The sequence below is a fragment of the Streptomyces sp. NPDC087859 genome, from assembly GCF_044742595.1.
In the GTDB taxonomy this organism is placed as follows: Bacteria; Actinomycetota; Actinomycetes; order Streptomycetales; family Streptomycetaceae; genus Streptomyces; species Streptomyces canus_F.
In genome coordinates, this window is sequence record NZ_JBIUUU010000003.1 from 311352 (window position 1) to 330918 (window position 19567).

The window sequence follows — 19567 nt, forward strand, 5'->3', positions numbered from 1 at the left end:
GCGGCCGTGCCCGTCCACAAGAGAGAGTGTGAGAGTGCTCGTACTCGTCGCTCCCGGCCAGGGCGCCCAGACGCCCGGCTTCCTGACCCCCTGGCTCGAACTCCCCGGTGCCGCAGACCGCGTCGCCGCGTGGTCGGACGCCATCGGCCTGGACCTCGCCCACTACGGGACCCAGGCCGACGCGGACGAGATCCGTGACACCTCGGTGGCCCAGCCGCTGCTGGTCGCCGCCGGAATCCTGTCCGCCTCGGCACTCGGTGCCGTCACCCCGGGCGCCGTCGCGGGCCACAGCGTCGGTGAGATCACCGCCGCCTCCTTCGCCGGTGTCCTCGACGACACCGCCGCGCTGACCCTCGTACGCAAGCGCGGTCTGGCCATGGCCGAGGCCGCCGCGATCACCGAGACCGGGATGTCGGCGCTGCTCGGCGGCGACCCCGAGGTGAGCGTCGCGCACCTGGAGAAGCTCGGTCTGACCCCGGCGAACGTGAACGGCGCCGGCCAGATCGTGGCCGCCGGCACCATGGAGCAGCTCGCCGCGCTGAGCGAGGACAAGCCCGAGGGCGTCCGCAAGGTCGTCCCGCTGAAGGTGGCCGGCGCCTTCCACACGCACCACATGAGCCCCGCGGTCGACGCGCTGGCGAAGGCCGCCGAGGCCCTCACGCCCGCCGACCCGAAGCTCCCCTACGTCTCCAACAAGGACGGGCAGACGGTCGCCACCGGCGCCGAGGTCCTGGCGCGTCTGGTCGGCCAGGTCGCCAACCCGGTCCGCTGGGACCTGTGCATGGAGACCTTCAAGGAGCTCGGTGCCACGGCCCTGATCGAGGTGTGCCCCGGCGGCACCCTCACCGGTCTCGCCAAGCGCGCGCTGCCCGGCGTGAAGACGCTGGCGCTCAAGTCCCCCGACGACCTCGACGCTGCTCGCGAGCTCCTCGCAGAGCACAGCGCCTGAAAAGGAGCCAGAGAGCAATGTCGAAGATCAAGCCCAGCAAGGGCGCCCCGTACGCGCGCATCCTCGGTGTCGGTGGCTACCGGCCGACGAGGGTCGTGCCGAACGAGGTGATCCTCGAGACGATCGACTCGTCCGACGAGTGGATCCGCTCGCGCTCCGGCATCGAGACCCGGCACTGGGCGAGCGACGAGGAGACCGTCGCCGCGATGTCGATCGAGGCGTCCGGCAAGGCGATCGCCGACGCCGGGATCTCCGCCGAGCAGATCGGTGGCGTGATCGTCTCGACCGTGTCGCACTTCAAGCAGACCCCGGCCGTCGCCACCGAGATCGCCCACAAGCTCGGCACGGACAAGGCGGCCGCCTTCGACATCTCGGCCGGCTGCGCGGGCTTCGGCTACGGCCTGACCCTCGCCAAGGGCATGATCGTCGAGGGCTCGGCGGAGTACGTCCTGGTCATCGGCGTGGAGCGGCTGTCGGACCTGACCGACCTGGAGGACCGGGCCACGGCCTTCCTGTTCGGTGACGGTGCCGGCGCGGTCGTCGTGGGCCCCTCCCAGGAGCCGGCCATCGGCCCGACGGTGTGGGGCTCCGAGGGCGACAAGTCCGACACGATCAAGCAGACCGTGGCGTGGACCGAGTACGACAGCAAGGACAAGTTCCCCGCCATCACGCAGGAGGGCCAGGCGGTGTTCCGCTGGGCCGTCTTCGAGATGGCGAAGGTCGCCAAGGAGGCGCTGGACGTCGCCGGCATCACCGCGGACGAACTGGACGTCTTCATTCCGCACCAGGCCAACGAGCGGATCATCGACTCGATGGTGAAGACACTCAAGCTGCCGGAGTCCGTCACGGTCGCGCGTGACGTACGCACCACCGGCAACACCTCGGCCGCCTCGATCCCGCTCGCGATGGAGCGGCTCCTGGCGACCGGCGAGGCGAAGAGCGGCGACACCGCGCTCGTCATCGGCTTCGGGGCGGGTCTCGTCTACGCCGCGACTGTCGTTACCCTCCCCTAGGCACTCCGTGCCGGATCAGCAACGATCCGGTCCGGAACGCACTGCCAACCCTCTGGACAACAACGAAGGAGCGCCTCTCATGGCCGCCACTCAGGAAGAGATCGTCGCCGGTCTCGCCGACATCGTCAACGAGATCGCCGGCATCCCGGTCGAGGACGTCCAGCTGGACAAGTCCTTCACCGACGACCTGGACGTCGACTCGCTGTCCATGGTCGAGGTCGTCGTCGCCGCCGAAGAGCGCTTCGACGTCAAGATCCCGGACGAGGACGTCAAGAACCTCAAGACGGTCGGCGACGCCACCGACTACATCCTGAAGAACCAGGGCTGATCCCCGGATCAGTCCATTGCCCCGCCACCCGGCGGTGGCGCCGCTGAATCCTCGTAATCGTTGGAGAAAGATTTCCCGTGAGCCCGACCAATCGCACCGTGGTCGTCACCGGTATCGGCGCAACCACACCGCTGGGTGGCGACGCAGCCTCTACCTGGGAGGGTCTGGTCGCCGGCAAGTCCGGCGTGAAGCCCCTGGAGCAGGAGTGGGCGGCCGACCAGGCCGTCCGTATCGCGGCGCCCGTCGCCGTGGAGCCGACCGAGGTCATCCCGCGGCCGCAGGCCCGGCGCCTGGACCGGTCGGCGCAGTTCGCGCTGGTCGCCGCCCAGGAGGCGTGGGCCGACGCGGGCTTCACCGGCAAGGCCGGTGAGGACGGTGCCGTCGACGCCGACCGCCTCGGCGCGGTCATCGCCTCCGGCATCGGTGGCGTCACGACGCTGCTCGACCAGTACGACGTGCTGAAGGAGAAGGGCGTCCGCCGCGTCTCCCCGCACACCGTCCCCATGCTCATGCCGAACGGCCCGTCCGCCAACGTGGGTCTCCTCGTGGGCGCCCGCGCCGGTGTGCACACCCCGGTCTCCGCGTGCGCCTCGGGCGCCGAGGCCATCGGCTACGCCATCGAGATGATCCGCACCGGCCGCGCCGACGTCGTCATCGCGGGCGGCACGGAGGCGGCGATCCACCCGCTGCCGATCGCCGCGTTCGGCAACATGATGGCGATGTCCAAGAACAACGACGACCCGCAGGGCGCCTCGCGTCCCTACGACACCGCGCGCGACGGCTTCGTCCTCGGCGAGGGCGCCGGCGTGATCGTCCTGGAGTCCGCGGAGCACGCCGCCCGGCGCGGTGCGCGCGTGTACGCCGAGGCGGTCGGCCAGGGCATCTCCGCCGACGGCCACGACATCGTGCAGCCCGAGCCGGAGGGCCGCGGTATCGCCCAGGCCCTCAAGAACCTGCTCGCCAACTCCGACCTGGACCCGGCGGAGATCGTGCACGTCAACGCGCACGCCACCTCGACGCCGGCCGGTGACGTGGCCGAGCTGAAGGCGCTGCGCAAGGTGTTCGGCGACGAGGCCGACCACTTCGCGGTGTCCGCCACGAAGTCCATGACGGGTCACCTGCTGGGTGGCGCCGGCGGTGTGGAGTCCGTGGCGACGATCCTCGCCCTCTACAACCGTCTCGCCCCGCCGACCATCAACGTCGAGAACCTCGACCCGGAGGCGGAGGCCAACGCCGACATCGTCCGTGGTGAGGCGCGCAAGCTGCCCGTCGAGGGCCGTATCGCCGCGCTGAACGACTCGTTCGGGTTCGGCGGCCACAACGTGGTGCTGGCGTTCCGTACGGTCTGAGAGACCTCCGTACACAACTGAAGGGCCCCCACCGGTGGGTGGGGGCCCTTCGGCATGTCCGGATTCCTAGACGACCTGGTGCAGCCAGCGGACCGGGGCGCCCTCTCCCGCGTATCTGAAGGGCTCCAACTCGTCGTCCCACGGCTTGCCCAGGAGCTTGGCGATCTCTGCTTCCAGATTGGTCTCGCCGCCCTGTGAGCGGGCCAGTGCCGCTCTCAGACGGTCCTCGGGGATCAGGATGTCGCCGTGGATGCCCGTCACCGCGTGGTAGATGCCGAGGTCGGGGGTGCAGCTGTAGCGCTCGCCCTCGGCGGTGGGGCAGGGCTCGGCCGTCACCTCGAAGCGCAACAGGTGCCAGCCGCGCAGGGCCGACGCCAGCTTCGACGCCGTGCCCACCTCGCCCTTCCAGGAGAACTCCGAGCGCCAGGTGCCAGGGGCCGCCGGCTGCCGGATCCAGTCGAGGTTGACGCGCGTGCCGAGCACCCCGGCGACGGCCCACTCGACGTGCGGGCACAGCGCGCGCGGCGCGGAGTGCACGTACAGAACTCCACGTGTCGTCACCGGGACCTCCGGGCAGAGCGGGACCATTGTGCGAATGGGCGGAACGGTGGTGGCGGCAGCCACGTTGATGGCGAGGCTACCGTGCGGCGGCGCAAGGAGTGTGACGTACCGTCGGTCCCGGTGCCCCGAAACGCCCGCCATTCACCCGGCAGGACGCTAGTACGGGTGTGAGCCGTTGCACGGCGACGGCTGGTGAGGGTCGGGAACTCCCGTGCGTTGGTATGGAGGGGGACGAAGTTCGCGGGGGACTGCATGTCGACCGAGGGGATCACCAAGGGATGCGGAAGCGAAGCCACCGCTCGCGCGCCGTTCTCGCCGTCGTGACGGCGACCGTCCTGGGCGCCGCCGGCTGTGACGCCGTCGGCGGCAACGAGTCGGCACCGTCCGCCTCCGGCACCGAGGCGCAGAGAGCGAAGCCCTCCCCCACTCCGACGACGCCCGCCTGGGACTCCAGCCCGTCCTCCCTCGCCGCCGTGGGCGACTCCATCACCCGCGGCTTCGACGCCTGTTCGCTCCTCCAGGACTGCCCGGAGGCTTCCTGGGCGACGGGCAGCCGCGCCGAGGTCGACAGTCTCGCCGTACGGCTGCTGGGGTCGGCGAAGGCGGTCTCCCACAGCTGGAACTACGCGGTCAGCGGGGCGCGGATGACCGATCTGGCCGGGCAGATGGCGCAGGCCGCAGCGAAGAAGCCCGGGCTGGTGACGGTGATGGCGGGGGCCAATGACGCGTGCCGGGACTCCACCTCGCTGATGACGTCCGTGGCCGACTTCCGGGCGCAGTTCGAGGACGCGATGAGCACCCTGCGCGACGCGGCGCCCAAGGCGCAGGTGTACGTGGCGAGCGTGCCGAACCTGAAGCGGCTGTGGTCCGAGGGGCGCACCAACCCGATGGGCAAGCAGGTGTGGAAGCTCGGGATATGCCCGTCGATGCTGGGCGACGCGGATGCCCTGGACACGGCGGCGACCGAGCGGCGCGACACCGTGCAGGACCGGGTGGAGGCATACAACAAGGTCCTGGAGGAGGTCTGCGCCAAGGACGAGCGGTGCCGTTTCGACGGGGGCGCGGTGTACGAGTTCCGGTTCGGCACGGAGCAGCTGAGCCATATCGACTGGTTCCACCCGAGTGTGAACGGGCAGGCCAGGCTGGCCGAGATCGCCTACCGGGAGGTCACGGCGGAGAAGGCGTGACCTAGAGTTTTGAACATGAACGAACTCTTCGGCACACTTCCCGACGGCACCCCGGTCCACCGCTGGACGCTGGAGCGGGCCGGCGTTCGGGTCAGGGTGCTGTCGTACGGCGGGATCGTGCAGTCCGCCGAGGTCCCGGACCGGGACAAAGGCACCGGGAACGTGGTGCTGGGGTTCGCGGATCTGGACGGATATCTCACACACACCGGGCCCTACTTCGGTGCGCTGATCGGCCGGTACGCGAACCGGATCGCCGGCGGCCGATTCCCGCTGGACGGTGTGACGTACGCGCTGGCGCCCAACAGCGCGCCGAACTGCCTGCACGGCGGCGAGCGCGGCTTCGACAAGCGCGTGTGGGACGTCGCGCCCGTCGAGCACGGCATCCGGCTCTCCCGGGTGAGTCCGCACGGCGAGGAGGGCTTCCCGGGCCGGCTGGAGGTCTCGGCGACGTACACGCTGGACGCGGAGGGTGCGCTGCGGATCGCGTACGAGGCGGTGACGGACGCGCCGACGGTTCTCGCCCTGACGAACCACAGCTACTTCAACCTGGCCGGCTCCGGTGACGCGTGCGGCCATGAACTGCGGATCGCCGCCTCCCGGTTCACGCCGGTCGACGCGGACGGGATCCCGACCGGGGTGCTCCAGGACGTGACCGGCGGGCGCTTCGACTTCCGGGAGAGCCGGAAGGTGGGCTCGGCGTACGACCACAACTTCGTCCTCGACAAGGGGGTGACGCGGTCGCCGGCCGAGGTCGCCGAGCTGCACGACCCCTCCACCGGGCGGGTGCTGACGGTGTCCACCACCGAGCCGGGCCTGCAGCTGTACACCGCGGACCACCTGGAGGAGCCCTTCGTGCCCTGCGAGGGTGTCGCGCTGGAGACCCAGCACTTCCCGGACTCCCCGAACCGGCCGGAGTTCCCGAGCACGGTGCTGCGGCCGGGCGAGGTGTTCCGGTCGGAGACGGTGTACGCCTTCTCCACGCGCTGAGGCCCCGCCGGGGGTCGCGGAGAACGACAAGCCCCGGCCCGGGTGTCAGGTCCCGGACCGGGGCTGCTCGTGGGGAGACTTATCCCGGATCAGACGTTAATCGTGGCGGTGAGGCGACGGTCCGTGATCGAGCGGCCGACCTGGATCTCGTACGAACCCTTCACAAACGACCATGAGCCCTCCGCGCCCTCTCCCCCGGTCCATGTCTCGAAGGCGCGGCGCGGGATCTCGACGGTGACCTCGGTGCTCTCGCCGGGCGCGGCCTCGACGCCCGCGAAACCGGCCAGCTGCCGCTCGGGGCGGTCGGGGCCGGGAGCTTCGGCCGGGGCGAGGTAGACCTGGACGACCTCGCGGCCGGTGCGCTCGCCGGAGTTGCGCAGGCGGACGCGGACCGTGGCGCCCTCGACCTGGACGGACTCGTACGTCCAGTCGGTGTAGCCGAGGCCGTGGCCGAAGGGGTACGAGGGGGTACGGCCCTCCTTCGCCCAGGCGCGGTAGCCGATGAAGACGTCCTCGGTGTACGGGAGTTCGCCGTCCGCGGGGATCACCCGGGTGACCGGGGCGGCGTCCAGGGACCCCCAGGTGGTGGGCAGGCGGCCGCCGGGCTCATGGGCGCCGGTGAGGACGTCGGCGAGGGCGGCACCGCCCTCCTGGCCGGGGAACCAGCTCAGGAGTACGGCGGCGACGTCGTCGCGCCAGGGCAGTTCGACCGGGGAGCCGGAGTTGACGACGACCACGGTGTTCGGGTTGGCGGCGGCGACGGCGCGGACGAGGTCGTCCTGGCGGCCGGGCAGTTCGAGGTCCCCCCGGTCGAAGCCCTCGGACTCGACGCGGTCGGTGGTGGCGACCACGACGACGGCGGTGTCGGCGTTCCGGGCGGCCTCGACGGCCTCGGCGATCAGCTCGTCGGCGTCGCGCCGCGGCTCCTGGTGGGCGAGCGCGAAGGCGATGACCATGAACGGGATGCCCTCGGGCAGCTGGAAGACATAGGTGAGGGAGACCTCGACCGGCTCGCCCGCGGTCAGTTCGACCTCGCCGTGCGGCACCGGGGAGCCGAAGAAGGCCTCGAAGGGGTCGCTGGTGTCGGCGGGGAGCTGGAGGTCGTCGTAGTACGTCGTGCCGTCGACGGTGAGGGTGAAGGCGCCGACGCCCTTGATGCCGAAGGTGTGGGTGCCGCTGTCGCGCGGGGTGAAGGTGCCGGTCAGCTCGATGGTGTGGAGCGTGTCGTGGGTGACGCCGTCGGGCAGGTCGTTGCCCATCCACTGGATCTGGCCGTTGGGGGCGTTGCCGGTGCCGATGACCTTGCCGTCGATGTCGCGGCAGACGGCGCGCAGGGTGAACCCCTTGTCGGCGACGGCGAGTTCGGTGTTGGGGTCGGCGCCGACGGCGTAGGTGAGGGTGCCCTCGGGAAGGGCGGCGGTGAGGCCGTCGAGCGGGGAGACGATCCGGGGCGGGAAGACGGTGGCGGAGCCGCCGCCGAGGACGCGGGCGTCGCGGGCGGCGGCGCCGATCAGCGCCACGGTGCCCTGCTTCAGCGGCAGCGCGCTGGTCTCGTTGCGGACCAGGACGAAGGCGCGGCGGGCGATCTCGCGGGCCAGCGCCTCGCCGTCGATGGTGTCCGGAAGCTCGGTGACGACCGGCTCGGCGCTCTCCAGGATGCCCACGCGGGCGGCGAGCCGCAGGACGTTGCGTACCGCCTCGTCGACCTTGGCCTCCTCGACCTCGCCGTCGCGGACGGCCTGGGCGAGGGCCTCGCCGTACACGGTCTGCGGGCCCGGCATGGCGACGTCGAGGCCGCCCTCGATGGCGCCCTTCGTCGAGCGGGCGGCCATCCAGTCGGAGACGTTGTAGCCGTCGAAGCCCCACTCGCCGCGCGCGATGTCGTTCACGAGGTGGTGGTGTTCGGTCATCGTCACGCCGTTGACCTGGTTGTACGCGGTCATGATGCCCCACGGGTGGGCGTTCTCGACGATGAGCTCGAAGGGCCGCAGGTAGAGCTCGCGCAGGGCGCGCTCGGAGACGACGTTGTTGACCGTGAAGCGGTCGGTCTCGGCGTCGTTGGCGACGAAGTGCTTGACGGTGGTGCCGACTCCGCCGGACTGCACGCCGTTCACATAGCCCGCGCCGATGAGTCCGGTGAGGTACGGGTCCTCGCTGTAGGCCTCGAAGTGGCGGCCGCCGAGCGGGGAGCGGTGCAGATTGACGGTGGGGGCGAGCAGGACGTGGACGCCCTTGCGGCGGGCCTCCTGGGCGAGCAGCGCGCCGGCGCGGCGGGCGAGTTCCGGGTCCCAGGTGGCGCCGAGCGCGGTCGGGGACGGCAGCGCGATCGAGGGGTCGTCGGCGGTCCAGCGCACGCCCCGGACGCCGATCGGCCCGTCGGACATGACGAGGGACGCGAGGCCGATCTCGGGCAGGGCGGGCAGCGTCCACATGTCCTGGCCCGCCAGCAGCCGGGCCTTCGCGTCCAGGTCGAGCTTGCCGAGAGCCGCCTCCACGGCAGCCTCGCGTGCCTGGTCCGCCGGGGTGGAGTGGGTGCCCGCCATTGGGTCCTCCTGGTTTCGGGTCCGTGCCGTTCCCCCATCGTGCACCCGTTACCTGTAGACCGGTAGGTTTCGTTATCTGGCCGTTACATATGGCATACGGTCATGCCGTACGGTGACCCCATGAACGCCAGGGTCAGGAGCGAGGAACGACGCGCGGAGATCGTCCGGGCGGCCCTGGAGGTGATCGCCGAGCGCGGCTACCGCGGGGCGAGCCTCGCCGCCGTCGCGGAGCGCGTCGGGCTCACCCAGCAGGGGCTGCTGCACCACTTCCCCACGAAGGAAGCCCTGCTGGTCGCCGTGCTCAAGGAGCGGGACCAGTGGGACGCGGTGCCGGACACCCAGTGGCGGATCGATCTGCTCGCCTCGCTCGTCGAGTACAACGCGATGCGGCCCGGCATCATCCAGACCTTCTCGGCGCTGCTCGGCGAGAGCGTGACGGACGGGCATCCGGCGCGCGGGTACTTCACCGAGCGCTATGCGCAGGTGCGCGAATCCATGGCGGCGGTGCTGCGTGCCGAGTACGGGGACCGGCTGCCGAACGGGCTGACGCCCGAACGCACGGCGCCGCTGCTGGTGGCGGTCATGGACGGGTTGCAGTACCAGTGGCTCCTCGACCCCGATTCGGTGGACATGCCGGGAGCGTTCCGGGACTTCCTCAGTCTGCTGGGCGAGAACCCCGCGAACCCCGAGAATCCTGAGAACCCGGACTGACCGCGGCGACCACCTCCACCTCGATCCGGGCCTCCGGCCGGAACAGCTTCGGCACCTCGAAGGTCATGCTGGTGGGCGGGGTCCCGGTGAGGAACTCCCTTCGTACGGCGCCGTATTCCTGGAGCCTGTCGATGTCGGTGAGGTAGGTGCGGATGTTGATGACGTCCGCGAGGGTGCCGCCGTGGGCCTTCAGCAGGGCGGCGATCGTCTCGAAGACGCCTCGGCTCTGCTCGGCGAGGGTCTCTCCCTCGGCGATCTGTCCGGAGACGAACAACAGGGCGCTGCCGTCGGCCTGTTCGACTCGGGCGACCTGGGAGTAGTAGGGGCTCAGGGGCTGGGGCGCGGAGGCGGGGTTGTCGATGGTGACCTTCATGGATCTCCCTTGTCTGCGAGGTCAGGCGGTGCGGATGCGGGCCGCGGCCCGGGAGATGTCCTCGCCGGGTGCGGCGACCCGGCGGTAGTGCTCCGACGCGGCCTCGATGACGGGCAGTCGCGCCGTCTTCGTGGCCAGGTCGAGGTCCTTCAGCGCGAGCGTGGTGTCGAAGTGCACGCCCTCGGCGTGGGCGCGGGCGACGACTCCGGCGAGGGGGCCGCTCGCGAGGGCGGTGCGGGCCGTGCCGCCGTCCAGGCCGAGGGCGTCGGCGAGCCGCAGGGCTTCGGCGACCACCGCGATTGCGCTGATGACGGCCGAGTTGAGGACGAGCTTGAGGGCGGCGCCGGAGCCGAGGGGTCCCGTGCGGGTGACGTTGCCGAGGGGGGCGAGGAGGTGCTCGACGCCGGTCGTGTCACCGCCGGCGAGGATGCCGAGGGCGCCCGCGGCCGCCTTGTCGGTGCTGCCCATGACGGGGGCGTCGACGAGGGTGACGCCTTCGGGCAGTCGGGCTGCGAGGCGGTGTACGGCGTCCGGCCCGACGGTCGACATCTCGATCCAGTGGACGCCCGGCCGCAGGGCCTGCGCGGCGGCCCCTGCCACCGCCTCCAGCGCGTCCGGGCCGGCGAGCATGGTGATGACGGCGTCGGCGTCCCGGACCGCGTCGGCCGGGGAGGCGGCGAGTCCGGCGCCCTCTTCGACGAGCGGGCCGGCCTTCTCGGCGGTGCGGTTCCAGACGGTCAACGGGTGGCCCGCGGCAAGGAGTCGGCGGGCCATGGGGGCGCCCATGTGTCCCAGGCCGAGGAATGCGATGTGCTCCATGGCGCCGACGCTATGTCCGCCCCTGAGATGCGACAAGCGAATGTCTAGCATGGCTCCCATGCCGTCTCCGCATGAGTCGCCCGATCTCTCCACCGTCTGGCTGCGCGCCTTCCTGGAAGTCGCCCGCCGGGGTTCCTTCACGGTCGCCGCGCGGACCCTCGGCTGGACCCAGTCCGCGGTGTCCCGGCAGATCTCCGCGCTGGAGTCGGCGCTGGGCGGGGCCCCGCTCTTCGACCGGCTGCCGCGCGGCGTACGGCTCACCGAGGCGGGCCGGGTGCTCGTGCCGCACGCGGAGGCCGTCGTCGAGGCGCTGCACGGGGCCGGGCGCGAGCTGGCGGCGCTGCGCGAAGTGGCGGGCGGACGGCTGCGGTTCGGGGCGTTCGCCACGGCCGACGCGGCGCTGGTGCCGCGTGCGCTCGGTGCCTTCCGCGATCGCCATCCGCGCGTGCGGGTCTCGCGCGAGGAGGGGTTCACGCCGGTGCTCCTGGAGCGGCTGACCGCGGGTCACCTGGATCTGGCGGTCGTCTCCACGACAGGCCACACGCCGCTGGACCCGTACGAGCTGCACCACCTCCTCGACGAGTCCCTGTACGTCGCCGTCCCGGCCGGGCATCCACTGGCGGGCGACGGCCCGGTCCGGCTCGGTCAACTCGCAGACGCCGACTGGATCTCCGGCAGCGCGCGTCCGGAGGGCACGCTGTTGGACGCCGCCCTGCGGCAGGGCTTCCGGCCGCGCGTCGCGCACGTCGTCGCCGAGTGGACCGCCAAGCAGGGCTACGTCGCCGCGGGCCTCGGCGTGACGCTGGTCCCGGCGCTGGCGGCGGAGTCGGTACGGCCGGACGTCGCGCTGCTGCCGGTGCTGGACGAGGAGGCGCCGGCGCGGGCGGTGTACGCGGCGACGGTACGGGGACGGGCGCAGGCGCCCGCGGTGGAGGCGTTCGTGGGGGCCTTGCGGGAGGCCGTGCGGCGCATCCCGGGTTGCTGAGTGCTGTTCCGTGTGCGATCGTCCGCGGCGCCGTCGTGGCTGGTCGCGCAGTTCCCCGCGCCCCTTGCGGGCGCGGCACCGCGCTGATGAACCCCCCTCCCGAGTCACACCCCATGGCGTAGACCACTTCCGTCACGCATACTGCCGCCGTCGGCACCACCACGCTCCCCACGGCGACGGAAGGCTGAACTTTCTTGAATTCCCTACGTGTTCGGGTCGGTGTGATCGGGTTCGCCCTGATGGCCGGGCTCGCGATACCCCAGGCCGCCGAGGCGGCTCCCACCGCCACCGTCGAGGAACAGCGGCTCGACAAGGCCGTGCCGCAGGAGATTCTGCGGCGCTCCGGGTTCGACTCCGTGGCACCGGAGTTCGCGCGGGAACTCGGCTCGGCGCGCAGCTACGCGCAGGCCCGCCGGATCGTCGCACGCGAAGGATCCGCGCTGTGGAAGCGGGCCGTCGACCGGGCGCAGGGGCGGGGGCCGGCCGGGGGTGATCTGAGCCGGGACGACGACCGGCCGTTGTACTGGGCGCGGTTGGGGATGACGCGGGAGGTGCGGACCTGGGAGCCGGGGTTCGAGCTCGGCGACAGGCAACGGGCCGCGCTGCTGGACGAGTTGGAGCGGACCTCGCGGGGGCAGACCGCCATCCGGTATCCGTCCGGGAAGAAGGTCAAGCGGATCCTCGTCACCGGGTTCGATCCGTTCACGCTGGACCGGGACATCCGCATCTCCAATCCGTCCGGGGCGACCGCGCTCGCGCTCGACGGCACGGTGATCGAGACGGCACAGGGACCGGCGCGGGTGGAGACGGCCGTGTTCCCCGTGCGCTGGCGGGACTTCGCGGAGGGGACGGTGGAGCGGACGTTGCGGCCGTATCTGAGGAAGGCCGACCTCTTCACCACGGTCAGCCAGGGGCGGGTCGGGCGGTTCGACATCGAGCGGACCAACGGGGCCTGGCGGGGCGGGTTCCCGGACAACGAGAACATCTCCCGGACGGAGACCGTCCCCGTCACCGATCCGGCCTCGCAGCCGCAGTGGACGACGACGACCCTGCCGTACAAGGAGATCGTGGCGGCGAGTACGGGACGCTTCCCCGTGTACGACAACACGAGCGTGACCGAGATCCCGGCGGGCGGGACGGTACCCGTCGTACGGGCAGACGGTCCGACGGCGGGGTCGACGGCGCGGGCCGGGGGCGGCGGGGACTACCTGTCGAACGAGATCGCCTACCGGGCGACCCTGTTGCGCGACCGGTCGGGCCTGCACGACGAGCTGCCCGGCGGCCATGTGCACACGCCGGTGCTGCAGTTCGCCGCCGGCAACACCACCGAGGTCACCGACCCCGACTTCGTGCGGAACCGGCTGGACATCATCGCCCAGGTGCGGTCGATCGTGACCGTGGCGGTCAATGAGACGGGGCGAACGCGAGACTGACGCCGAGGCCGGCCAGGACCGAGCCGATCACCTTGTTGAGGATCTTCTGGCCGCGGAGCATCAGGGTGCGCATGCGGTCGTGCGAGAAGAAGACCGCGACGACGCCGAACCACAGCAGGTGGGCCAGCGACATGAACAGGCCGTAGCCCACCTGCTGGTAGACGGGGGTGCCGGGGCTGACGACCTGGGCGAAGGTCGAGACGACGAACAGGGTCGTCTTCGGGTTGAGGACGTTGGTGAGGAAGCCGGCGCGCAGAGCCTTGAGCGGGGTCAGGTCCGACGTGGTCTCCAGGTCGACCTGGACCTCGCCGCGGGTGCGGAAGGTGCGGACCCCGATGTAGACGAGGTAGGCCGCGCCGACCAGCTTGATCACCGTGAACAGGAAGGTGGAGGAGGCGATCAGCAACCCCACGCCGAGCATCGTGTAGGTGACGTGCACGAGGACGCCGGCGGCGACGCCGAGCGCGGCGAGCAGGCCGGTGCGGCGGCCGTGGAGGTAGCTGTTGCGGACGACCATGGCGAAGTCGGCGCCGGGGGCGATGACGGCCAGGACGGTGATGACGGCGACGGCGAGTATCTCGGTCAAGAGGTGATCCCCTCCGTGTCGTTGTCGTTGTCGTCGGAGTCCTCGCGGATCTCTTCCCCGAGCAGTTCGCGCGCCATCAGAGTGGCGCCCGCGACCGCGCCCGGCATCAGGAACACCGCGACGAACGGCACCAGGAAGGCCACGGCGAGGGGGGTGCCGAAGCCCCAGATGAGGGTCTTGCGGGAGCGGAACAGGGCGAGCCGGTCGCGGAGTTCGACGCCGCGGCGCTGGAGGGCCACGGCGGCGAGTTCCTCGGTGAGGAAGAAGCCGGTGACGAAGAAGCCGATCACCGGGACGACGGTCTGTCCGACGAACGGGATGAAGCCGAGGGCGAAGAGCAGGACCGCCCAGACCAGGGCACGGACCACGATCCGCAGGCTGTCGCGGCCCGAGATCCACAGCTCGCGCCAGAGGGGGAGGCCGGACTCGGGGGCGGTGCCGTCCGGGGACACATCGCGGTCGACCGTCTCCGAGAGGCTCTCGTAGAAGGGCTGGCCGATCAGGAGCGTGACCGCGGTGAAGGTCAGGACCGCGAGGAGGAGGGCGAGGGCCCACAGCACGACGGTGAGGAAACCGCGGAAGAGGCCGAGCCAGGGGCTGGACCAGTCGTCGGCGAAGGGAGTGGCCCAGCCGATGAAGTCCTCGCCCCAGACGGCGAGCGAGACGAGCGCCGCCGCGTAGAGAACGAGGGTGATCAGGCCCGGTATCAGCCCGAAGCCGTACTGCTTGCCGTGCCGGGCCACCCATCGCTGGCCCTTCAGCAGATATGTGAAGCCCACCCCAAGATCGCGCATGGGGGAACTCTATCGGGCGCCGGTGACAGGGTTCCCGGCCGTGGCCGCCGCCGAACTCCGCCCCCGTTCTGGTGGCTCGGCTCAGCGGTCCCGCTTCTGGTCACCCCGGCACCACCGCCACCACGACCCCCCGCTCATCCGCCGGACTCACCGCCGCCTGCACCCGCACCGCCGCAGCCCGGGCCACCCGGCCCGCACGCGACGCCCCGGCCAGCAGCACCGGCTGGAGCTGCTCAAGACCCGCCACCAGCAGCTCCTCCCCGGCGATCAGCACCGGACGGGCCGCCTTCGTGGTCGCCGCCGCCGCTTCCGTGAGGTCGGCGAGGGGCTGGAGGGAGGCGCGGACCACGCCCGCGCCCGCGGCGGCCGCGCGTTCCGCCAGGGCGAGCTGGAGCGGCATCAGTGGGGCCAGTGCCGCGGTCAACGCGTCGGCGATGCGGCGGAGTTCTGGGGAGGAGTCGCGCAGGATCTCCGCCGCCGTACGGATCACCGGGGTCAACGCGAGCAGGGTGCCCGCCGCCAGCCCGGCCGCCGCGGGCAGCAGCGGGGACATCGCCTCCACCAGGTCGCCCAGCGCGGTCGCGAACTCCTCCACCGCCGGCTCCACCGCGTCCAGCACCGGCAGCAGGCTGTCGCCCAGCGCCATCAGCAGGGCCTGGGCCGGTTCGCTGACCGGGTGGACGGCCAGGGGGGCGCCGCTCGTGCCGAGCCGGGTCAGGGTGTCCACGATCCGGTAGAACGCCTCCTGCGCCTGCGGCGACGCGCTCGCCTCCGCCAGCTCCGCCGTCGTCTCGCGCAGGACCCGCAGCACCTCCTGGCCGGAACCGTCCCTGGGGTCGAAGGTGTTGATCGCGATCTTCGTGATGTTCCCGGCCGTGTCCAGGAGTTGGCCGGTGATGTCGCTGGTGCTGCGCGCCATGCGCAGCATGTCTTCCCTGCTGGGAAGAGGGGGGATCGGTGCCATGAGGAGCTCTCCTCGTGTCGCCAGACAAGCCGCCGTTGCCGGGTCCGTCGCCGGGTGTCCCGAGGTCAGCATGCCCCGTCCGGACCTCTCGGGATGCGCCATCCGGGGCATCCGTGACACGAACTCCCTCTTGTTCCGGTTGAGTCGAACAGGTACATGTCGCCGTACCGATCTCAGGAAGCTCCCGGAGGAGGTACGACGCGTGCGCACCACGAGAACCGCACCCGCGAGACCCGTACTGATCGCCACCCTCGCCCTCACCACGGCAGGCGCACTGCTGCTCACCCCGCACACGGCCGGCGCGGAACCCGCACCGCCCGTCATCCGGGACGAGGCCCCGCTCGACCAGCGGGCCGCACAGGCCCCCGCGAGCGCCGCCAAGAGGGCCCTCGCCGACGAACAGGCGGCCGGTGGCGCGGTCCGCGGCTACCCCCGCGAGCAGATCCTCTCCCCCGACCCGGAGAACCCCGCCGACAAGTCCATCAAGCTCGGCCTCACCCCGTACCACGCGATCGCCCCGAAGCTGAACGCCGTCCAGGCCCTCGGCGACCGCGTCAGCGTCGAGGTCGCCGGACGGTCGGCCGGCGGGCACCGGCTCTACCTCGTGACCGTCACGGCACCCGAGACGGCCCGCCAGGCCCGCGCCCAGGAGCGGATGCGCGACCTCATCGAGAACTCCCCCGCACAGGCCGCCAAGTCGCCCGAGATCAAGGCCGGTTACAAGGCGCCCGTCTTCTTCAACAACAACATCCACGGCAACGAGTGGGAGGGCACCGACGCCTCCCTGAAGCTCATCGAGCAGCTCGCCACCGCCACGGACTCCAGGACCCGGGACCTGCTCGCCCACTCCCGGCTCTACTTCAACATCACCGCCAACCCGGACGGCCGTATCGCCGGCACCCGCGCGAACGCCAACGGCTTCGACATGAACCGGGACTTCGTCACCGCCTCGCAGCCCGAGGTGCGGGCGATGCGGCAGATCGAGATCGACAAGCAGCCCGCCGTCATGCTCGACCTGCACGGCTACGTCAACGGCACCCTCATCGAGCCCACCACTCCCCCGCACGGCGAGAACTACGAGTACGACCTCTTCCTGAAGAACACCTACGCCAACGCCCTCGGCATGGAGGCCGCCGTCAACGGCCTCGGCTACACGCCCGCGAAGGACGGGGTGCAACCCGCGCAGATCCCCTTCCGGGACCAGGAGGAGGGCTGGGACGACTGGCCGCCGATCTTCACCCCGCAGTACGCGGCGTTCCACGGCACGGTCGCCGCGCACACGGTCGAGATCCCGTTGCAGGTGAACAACGCGGCCTACGACAGCCTGCCGGTGGCGGAACTGCGGCGCCGTTCGGCCGTCAACGTGGACGTCGCCGGTGCCGCCATCCGCGCCACGCTCGACTTCGTCCGGGCCCACCGCGCCGCGCTGGTGAACGACCAGATCGAGGTGTTCCGCCGCGGGGCCACGGGCGCCGCGCAGATCCCCGTCTCCTCCGAGACGGTCCCCGGAGTCCCCGGCATCGGCCCCGAGGACGTCTACACGACCGTCTTCCCGCGCGCCTACGTCCTGCCCGGCGGCCCGAAGGCCACCGCCACCGCCCGCCTGGTCGACCACCTCCTCGCCAACGACGTCCGCGTCACCCGCGCGAGCCACGCCTTCCGGCTCGGCGGAAAGACGTACGCGAAGGGCTCGTACGTCGTCGACATGCACCAGCCCAAGCGGGGCCTCGCCAACGTGCTGCTCGCCGACGGACGGGACATCAGCGACAAGGTCTCGGTGATGTACGACATCTCGGGCTGGAGCCTGGGCCGGCTGTGGGGCGCCCCGGTGGAGCCGGTGACTTCCGGGACCCTCAAGGGCCTCGCGCTGCGGTCGGTCAGCGAGGCCGCGGCCGTCGGCCACGTCGCCCCACGCGGCGCCCTGCGGCTGCGCCTGGACGACCCGCAGGCGATCGCCGCCGCCAACTCCCTTCTCCAGCAGGGTGTTCCGGTACGACGGACAGCCGACGGTGGCAGCGCGATCGTCCCGGCGTCGGCACGGCGTAAGGCCGCCGAACTGGCCCGGACGTACGACGTGGCCTTCGACGCGACGACCCTCACCGGCACCCAGGCCCTCCACCGCACCCGCGTCGCCGCCGCCGTGACCTCCGGTGAACTCTTCGCGCTGCGTGAGATGAACTTCGAGGTCACCCCGGTCTCGACGGCTATCGCCAACGCGGGCTTCGACTGGTCGTCGGCGGACGTCCTGTTCGTGTCCACAGGGCTGGAGTACGGCGCTCTCACCCCGTCCGCCCGCACGGCCCTGGACGCCTTCCTCGACGCCGGTCACGGTCTCGTCGGGCGCGGGGTCACTGGAGCCGAACTCGCCACCGCCACCGGCCTGCTGGCCGCGAAGCCGGTCGAGGGCAACGGGGACGCCAACGGTGTGGTGCGGGTGGTGAACTCAGGGCCGGTGACCGCGGGCGCTCCCGGGCACGGCTTCGTGTACGCGCCGGTCTGGTTCACGGACCTCGGCCCGCAGGTCCGCGTGGAGCAGTCGTACGCGACCGGTAACCCCCTTGTCTCCGGGCACTGGCGCCCATCGGCGGACGGCAGCGGCGGCCCCCTGGCCGCAGCCGGACAGCCCTCGGTCGTCAGCGGTCCGCAGTCGGTCCTCTTCGGCACCGAGCCCCTCTTCCGGGATCATCCGAAGGGAGAATTCCCGCAGGTCGCAGGGGCGTTGTTCCGCATGGCCGGCGTCGGCTAGCGGTGTAGATCAGTCAAGGAGAGCGGATGACACAGGAGATACACGGCACCGTCGCCGACGGCTTCGAGGCGGTGCGCGAGGAGTTCGCCGCGATCGTGACCGGTGAACGCCCCGACTACGAGGGCCAGTTGTGCGCGTACGTCCATGGCCGCAGGGTCGTGGACCTGTGGACGGGCGACGGCAACGACGCCGACTCCCTGCACGCGGTGTTCTCGTCGACGAAGGGTGCCGCGTATCTCGTGGCCGCTCTCCTCGTCCAGGACGGCACGCTCGAACTGGACCGCAAGGTGACGTACTACTGGCCGGAGTTCGCGGCCGAGGGCAAGGGCGCGCTGACCCTGCGCGAGCTGATCACGCACCGGGCCGGGCTGGTCGGGCTCGACGCCGGGTTCAGCCGGGACGAGCTGGCCGACGACCGGGTGATCGCCGAACGCCTGGCCGACCAGCGGCCGTTCTGGCGCCCGGGCACGGCCTTCGGCTACCACGCCCTGGTGATCGGCGCCCTCACCGGCGAGGTCGTACGCCGGGCGACAGGCCGTTCGATCCAGGAGCTGTGGGAGGAGCGGATCCGGGCCCCGTACGGCCTGGACTTCCACCTGGGCCTGCCCGCGGCCCTGGAACCGCGGTACCGCTCCGCGCAGCCGATGATCCCCACGCCCGTCCAGCAGGCCGAGATCGATGCCACACCCACCGGCCCGCACACCCTGGCGTCGATCGCGTTCAACACACACGTGCCGAACCCGGGTGACCTGCTGGAGTACATCAACTCCCGTACCGTGCGCGCCAAGGGCCCGGCGTCCGCGGGCGGGGTGGCGGCCGCGCGCGGGCTCGCCGGAATGTACGCGGCGGCGATCAGCGAGATAGGCGACCGGCCACCACTCCTCAAGCCGGACACGATCGCCGAGGTAGGCCAGATCCACTCCACCGGTTACGACCTGGTGGCCCGCCAGCACCGCTCCTTCGGGCTGGGCTTCCAGGCGATCGCCGACAGCCGTCACCCGTTCCTGGGCGCCGGCACGTTCGGGCACAGCGGCGCGGGCGGCTCCCAGGCCTTCGCCGACCCGTGGAGCGGCCTCGCCTACGGCTACACCCGGCGCCGGCTCGCCTTCCCGGGCGGGGCGGCACCGGAGAACGACCGGCTGGTGAAGGCGGTGCACCGCGCGGCGCTGGCGAGCTGACCGACGACAACAGCGAAGGCCGCACCCCACGTCCAGGGGTGCGGCCTCCGTCGTACGCAAC

Annotated in this window: 18 protein-coding genes; 11 read left to right on the plus strand and 7 right to left on the minus strand. The window is 71.5% G+C overall.

Going from position 1 to position 19567, the window contains the following annotated elements:
* Positions 1-34 precede the first annotated feature (34 nt).
* From ACIOHP_RS08825 to fabF, 4 genes are all read left to right on the plus strand, one after another.
* Complete coding sequence (locus ACIOHP_RS08825; RefSeq protein WP_401884727.1) at positions 35-949, plus strand: ACP S-malonyltransferase; 915 nt, start codon at positions 35-37, stop codon at positions 947-949.
* Between the two features lie 17 nt (positions 950-966).
* Positions 967-1962 carry a ketoacyl-ACP synthase III gene (locus ACIOHP_RS08830; protein ID WP_361477656.1) on the plus strand — a complete coding sequence of 332 codons (996 nt, stop codon included), beginning with the start codon at positions 967-969 and terminating at the stop codon, positions 1960-1962.
* Positions 1963-2041: 79 nt separating this feature from the next.
* Positions 2042-2290, plus strand: coding sequence for an acyl carrier protein (locus ACIOHP_RS08835; RefSeq protein ID WP_019067091.1), 249 nt, complete (start codon positions 2042-2044; stop codon positions 2288-2290).
* 77 nt (positions 2291-2367) lie between these two features.
* Positions 2368-3639, plus strand: a complete 1272-nt coding sequence (fabF, locus tag ACIOHP_RS08840) for a beta-ketoacyl-ACP synthase II (RefSeq protein WP_401884732.1) — start codon at positions 2368-2370, stop codon at positions 3637-3639.
* Positions 3640-3705: 66 nt separating this feature from the next.
* On the opposite strand, the gene ACIOHP_RS08845 is transcribed toward fabF, so the two are convergent.
* Positions 3706-4200 carry a DUF3145 domain-containing protein gene (locus ACIOHP_RS08845; RefSeq protein WP_361540205.1) on the minus strand — a complete coding sequence of 165 codons (495 nt, stop codon included), beginning with the start codon at positions 4198-4200 and terminating at the stop codon, positions 3706-3708.
* Between the two features lie 278 nt (positions 4201-4478).
* On the opposite strand from ACIOHP_RS08845, the gene ACIOHP_RS08850 reads away from it, so the two are divergent.
* Positions 4479-5387 carry an SGNH/GDSL hydrolase family protein gene (locus tag ACIOHP_RS08850; protein ID WP_361477666.1) on the plus strand — a complete coding sequence of 303 codons (909 nt, stop codon included), beginning with the start codon at positions 4479-4481 and terminating at the stop codon, positions 5385-5387.
* Between the two features lie 15 nt (positions 5388-5402).
* Entirely contained in the window at positions 5403-6374 is a 972-nt protein-coding gene (locus tag ACIOHP_RS08855) for an aldose epimerase family protein (protein WP_361540208.1), read from the plus strand.
* An 89-nt stretch (positions 6375-6463) separates the two neighbouring features.
* Here ACIOHP_RS08855 and ACIOHP_RS08860 read toward each other — a convergent pair whose 3' ends face one another.
* Positions 6464-8917, minus strand: a complete 2454-nt coding sequence (locus ACIOHP_RS08860) for a glycoside hydrolase family 3 protein (protein ID WP_401884742.1) — start codon at positions 8915-8917, stop codon at positions 6464-6466.
* 102 nt (positions 8918-9019) lie between these two features.
* On the opposite strand from ACIOHP_RS08860, the gene ACIOHP_RS08865 reads away from it, so the two are divergent.
* Entirely contained in the window at positions 9020-9628 is a 609-nt protein-coding gene (locus ACIOHP_RS08865; RefSeq protein ID WP_361540214.1) for a TetR/AcrR family transcriptional regulator, read from the plus strand.
* Here the strand turns inward: ACIOHP_RS08865 and ACIOHP_RS08870 are convergent.
* Together ACIOHP_RS08870 and ACIOHP_RS08875 are read right to left on the minus strand one after the other, a co-directional pair.
* Positions 9573-10001: a RidA family protein gene (locus ACIOHP_RS08870; RefSeq protein WP_401884749.1), complete on the minus strand. Its 429-nt coding sequence runs from the start codon at positions 9999-10001 to the stop codon at positions 9573-9575. The genes ACIOHP_RS08865 and ACIOHP_RS08870 overlap by 56 nt on opposite strands.
* Before the next feature lie 21 nt (positions 10002-10022).
* Positions 10023-10820 carry an NAD(P)-dependent oxidoreductase gene (locus tag ACIOHP_RS08875; protein ID WP_401884752.1) on the minus strand — a complete coding sequence of 266 codons (798 nt, stop codon included), beginning with the start codon at positions 10818-10820 and terminating at the stop codon, positions 10023-10025.
* A 49-nt stretch (positions 10821-10869) separates the two neighbouring features.
* Here ACIOHP_RS08875 and ACIOHP_RS08880 point away from each other — a divergent pair, with 49 nt between their 5' ends.
* Both ACIOHP_RS08880 and ACIOHP_RS08885 read left to right on the plus strand, forming a co-directional pair.
* Complete coding sequence (locus ACIOHP_RS08880; RefSeq protein WP_401884756.1) at positions 10870-11805, plus strand: LysR family transcriptional regulator; 936 nt, start codon at positions 10870-10872, stop codon at positions 11803-11805.
* A 194-nt stretch (positions 11806-11999) separates the two neighbouring features.
* Positions 12000-13238 (plus strand): pyroglutamyl peptidase, encoded by a 1239-nt coding sequence (locus ACIOHP_RS08885; protein ID WP_401884760.1) that lies wholly within the window; start codon positions 12000-12002, stop codon positions 13236-13238.
* On the opposite strand, the gene ACIOHP_RS08890 is transcribed toward ACIOHP_RS08885, so the two are convergent.
* From ACIOHP_RS08890 to ACIOHP_RS08900, 3 genes are all read right to left on the minus strand, one after another.
* Positions 13210-13824 (minus strand): LysE family transporter, encoded by a 615-nt coding sequence (locus tag ACIOHP_RS08890; protein ID WP_361477690.1) that lies wholly within the window; start codon positions 13822-13824, stop codon positions 13210-13212. The genes ACIOHP_RS08885 and ACIOHP_RS08890 overlap by 29 nt on opposite strands.
* On the minus strand, positions 13821-14618 hold the full coding sequence (locus ACIOHP_RS08895; RefSeq protein ID WP_401884763.1) for an EI24 domain-containing protein: 798 nt from the start codon (positions 14616-14618) through the stop codon (positions 13821-13823). The genes ACIOHP_RS08890 and ACIOHP_RS08895 overlap by 4 nt, the downstream gene beginning before the upstream one ends.
* A gap of 100 nt (positions 14619-14718) precedes the next feature.
* The gene (locus ACIOHP_RS08900; protein ID WP_401884765.1) at positions 14719-15582 is read right to left on the minus strand and encodes a hypothetical protein; all 864 of its coding nucleotides are present in this window, start codon (positions 15580-15582) and stop codon (positions 14719-14721) included.
* Between the two features lie 202 nt (positions 15583-15784).
* Here ACIOHP_RS08900 and ACIOHP_RS08905 point away from each other — a divergent pair, with 202 nt between their 5' ends.
* Complete coding sequence (locus ACIOHP_RS08905) at positions 15785-18328, plus strand: M14 family zinc carboxypeptidase (RefSeq protein ID WP_401884767.1); 2544 nt, start codon at positions 15785-15787, stop codon at positions 18326-18328.
* A 26-nt stretch (positions 18329-18354) separates the two neighbouring features.
* Entirely contained in the window at positions 18355-19506 is a 1152-nt protein-coding gene (locus tag ACIOHP_RS08910; protein WP_401884769.1) for a serine hydrolase domain-containing protein, read from the plus strand.
* Positions 19507-19567: the final 61 nt, after the last annotated feature.

Coding starts and splice junctions, on each gene's coding strand:
- ACIOHP_RS08830 (WP_361477656.1), top strand. CDS start 967: ATGTCGAAGATCAAGCCCAGCAAGGGCGCCCCGTACGCGCGCATCCTC.
- ACIOHP_RS08835 (WP_019067091.1), top strand. CDS start 2,042: ATGGCCGCCACTCAGGAAGAGATCGTCGCCGGTCTCGCCGACATCGTC.
- ACIOHP_RS08850 (WP_361477666.1), top strand. CDS start 4,479: ATGCGGAAGCGAAGCCACCGCTCGCGCGCCGTTCTCGCCGTCGTGACG.
- ACIOHP_RS08855 (WP_361540208.1), top strand. CDS start 5,403: ATGAACGAACTCTTCGGCACACTTCCCGACGGCACCCCGGTCCACCGC.
- ACIOHP_RS08860 (WP_401884742.1), bottom strand. CDS start 8,917: ATGGCGGGCACCCACTCCACCCCGGCGGACCAGGCACGCGAGGCTGCC.
- ACIOHP_RS08865 (WP_361540214.1), top strand. CDS start 9,020: ATGCCGTACGGTGACCCCATGAACGCCAGGGTCAGGAGCGAGGAACGA.
- ACIOHP_RS08870 (WP_401884749.1), bottom strand. CDS start 10,001: ATGAAGGTCACCATCGACAACCCCGCCTCCGCGCCCCAGCCCCTGAGC.
- ACIOHP_RS08875 (WP_401884752.1), bottom strand. CDS start 10,820: ATGGAGCACATCGCATTCCTCGGCCTGGGACACATGGGCGCCCCCATG.
- ACIOHP_RS08880 (WP_401884756.1), top strand. CDS start 10,870: ATGGCTCCCATGCCGTCTCCGCATGAGTCGCCCGATCTCTCCACCGTC.
- ACIOHP_RS08895 (WP_401884763.1), bottom strand. CDS start 14,618: ATGCGCGATCTTGGGGTGGGCTTCACATATCTGCTGAAGGGCCAGCGA.
- ACIOHP_RS08900 (WP_401884765.1), bottom strand. CDS start 15,582: ATGGCACCGATCCCCCCTCTTCCCAGCAGGGAAGACATGCTGCGCATG.
- ACIOHP_RS08910 (WP_401884769.1), top strand. CDS start 18,355: ATGACACAGGAGATACACGGCACCGTCGCCGACGGCTTCGAGGCGGTG.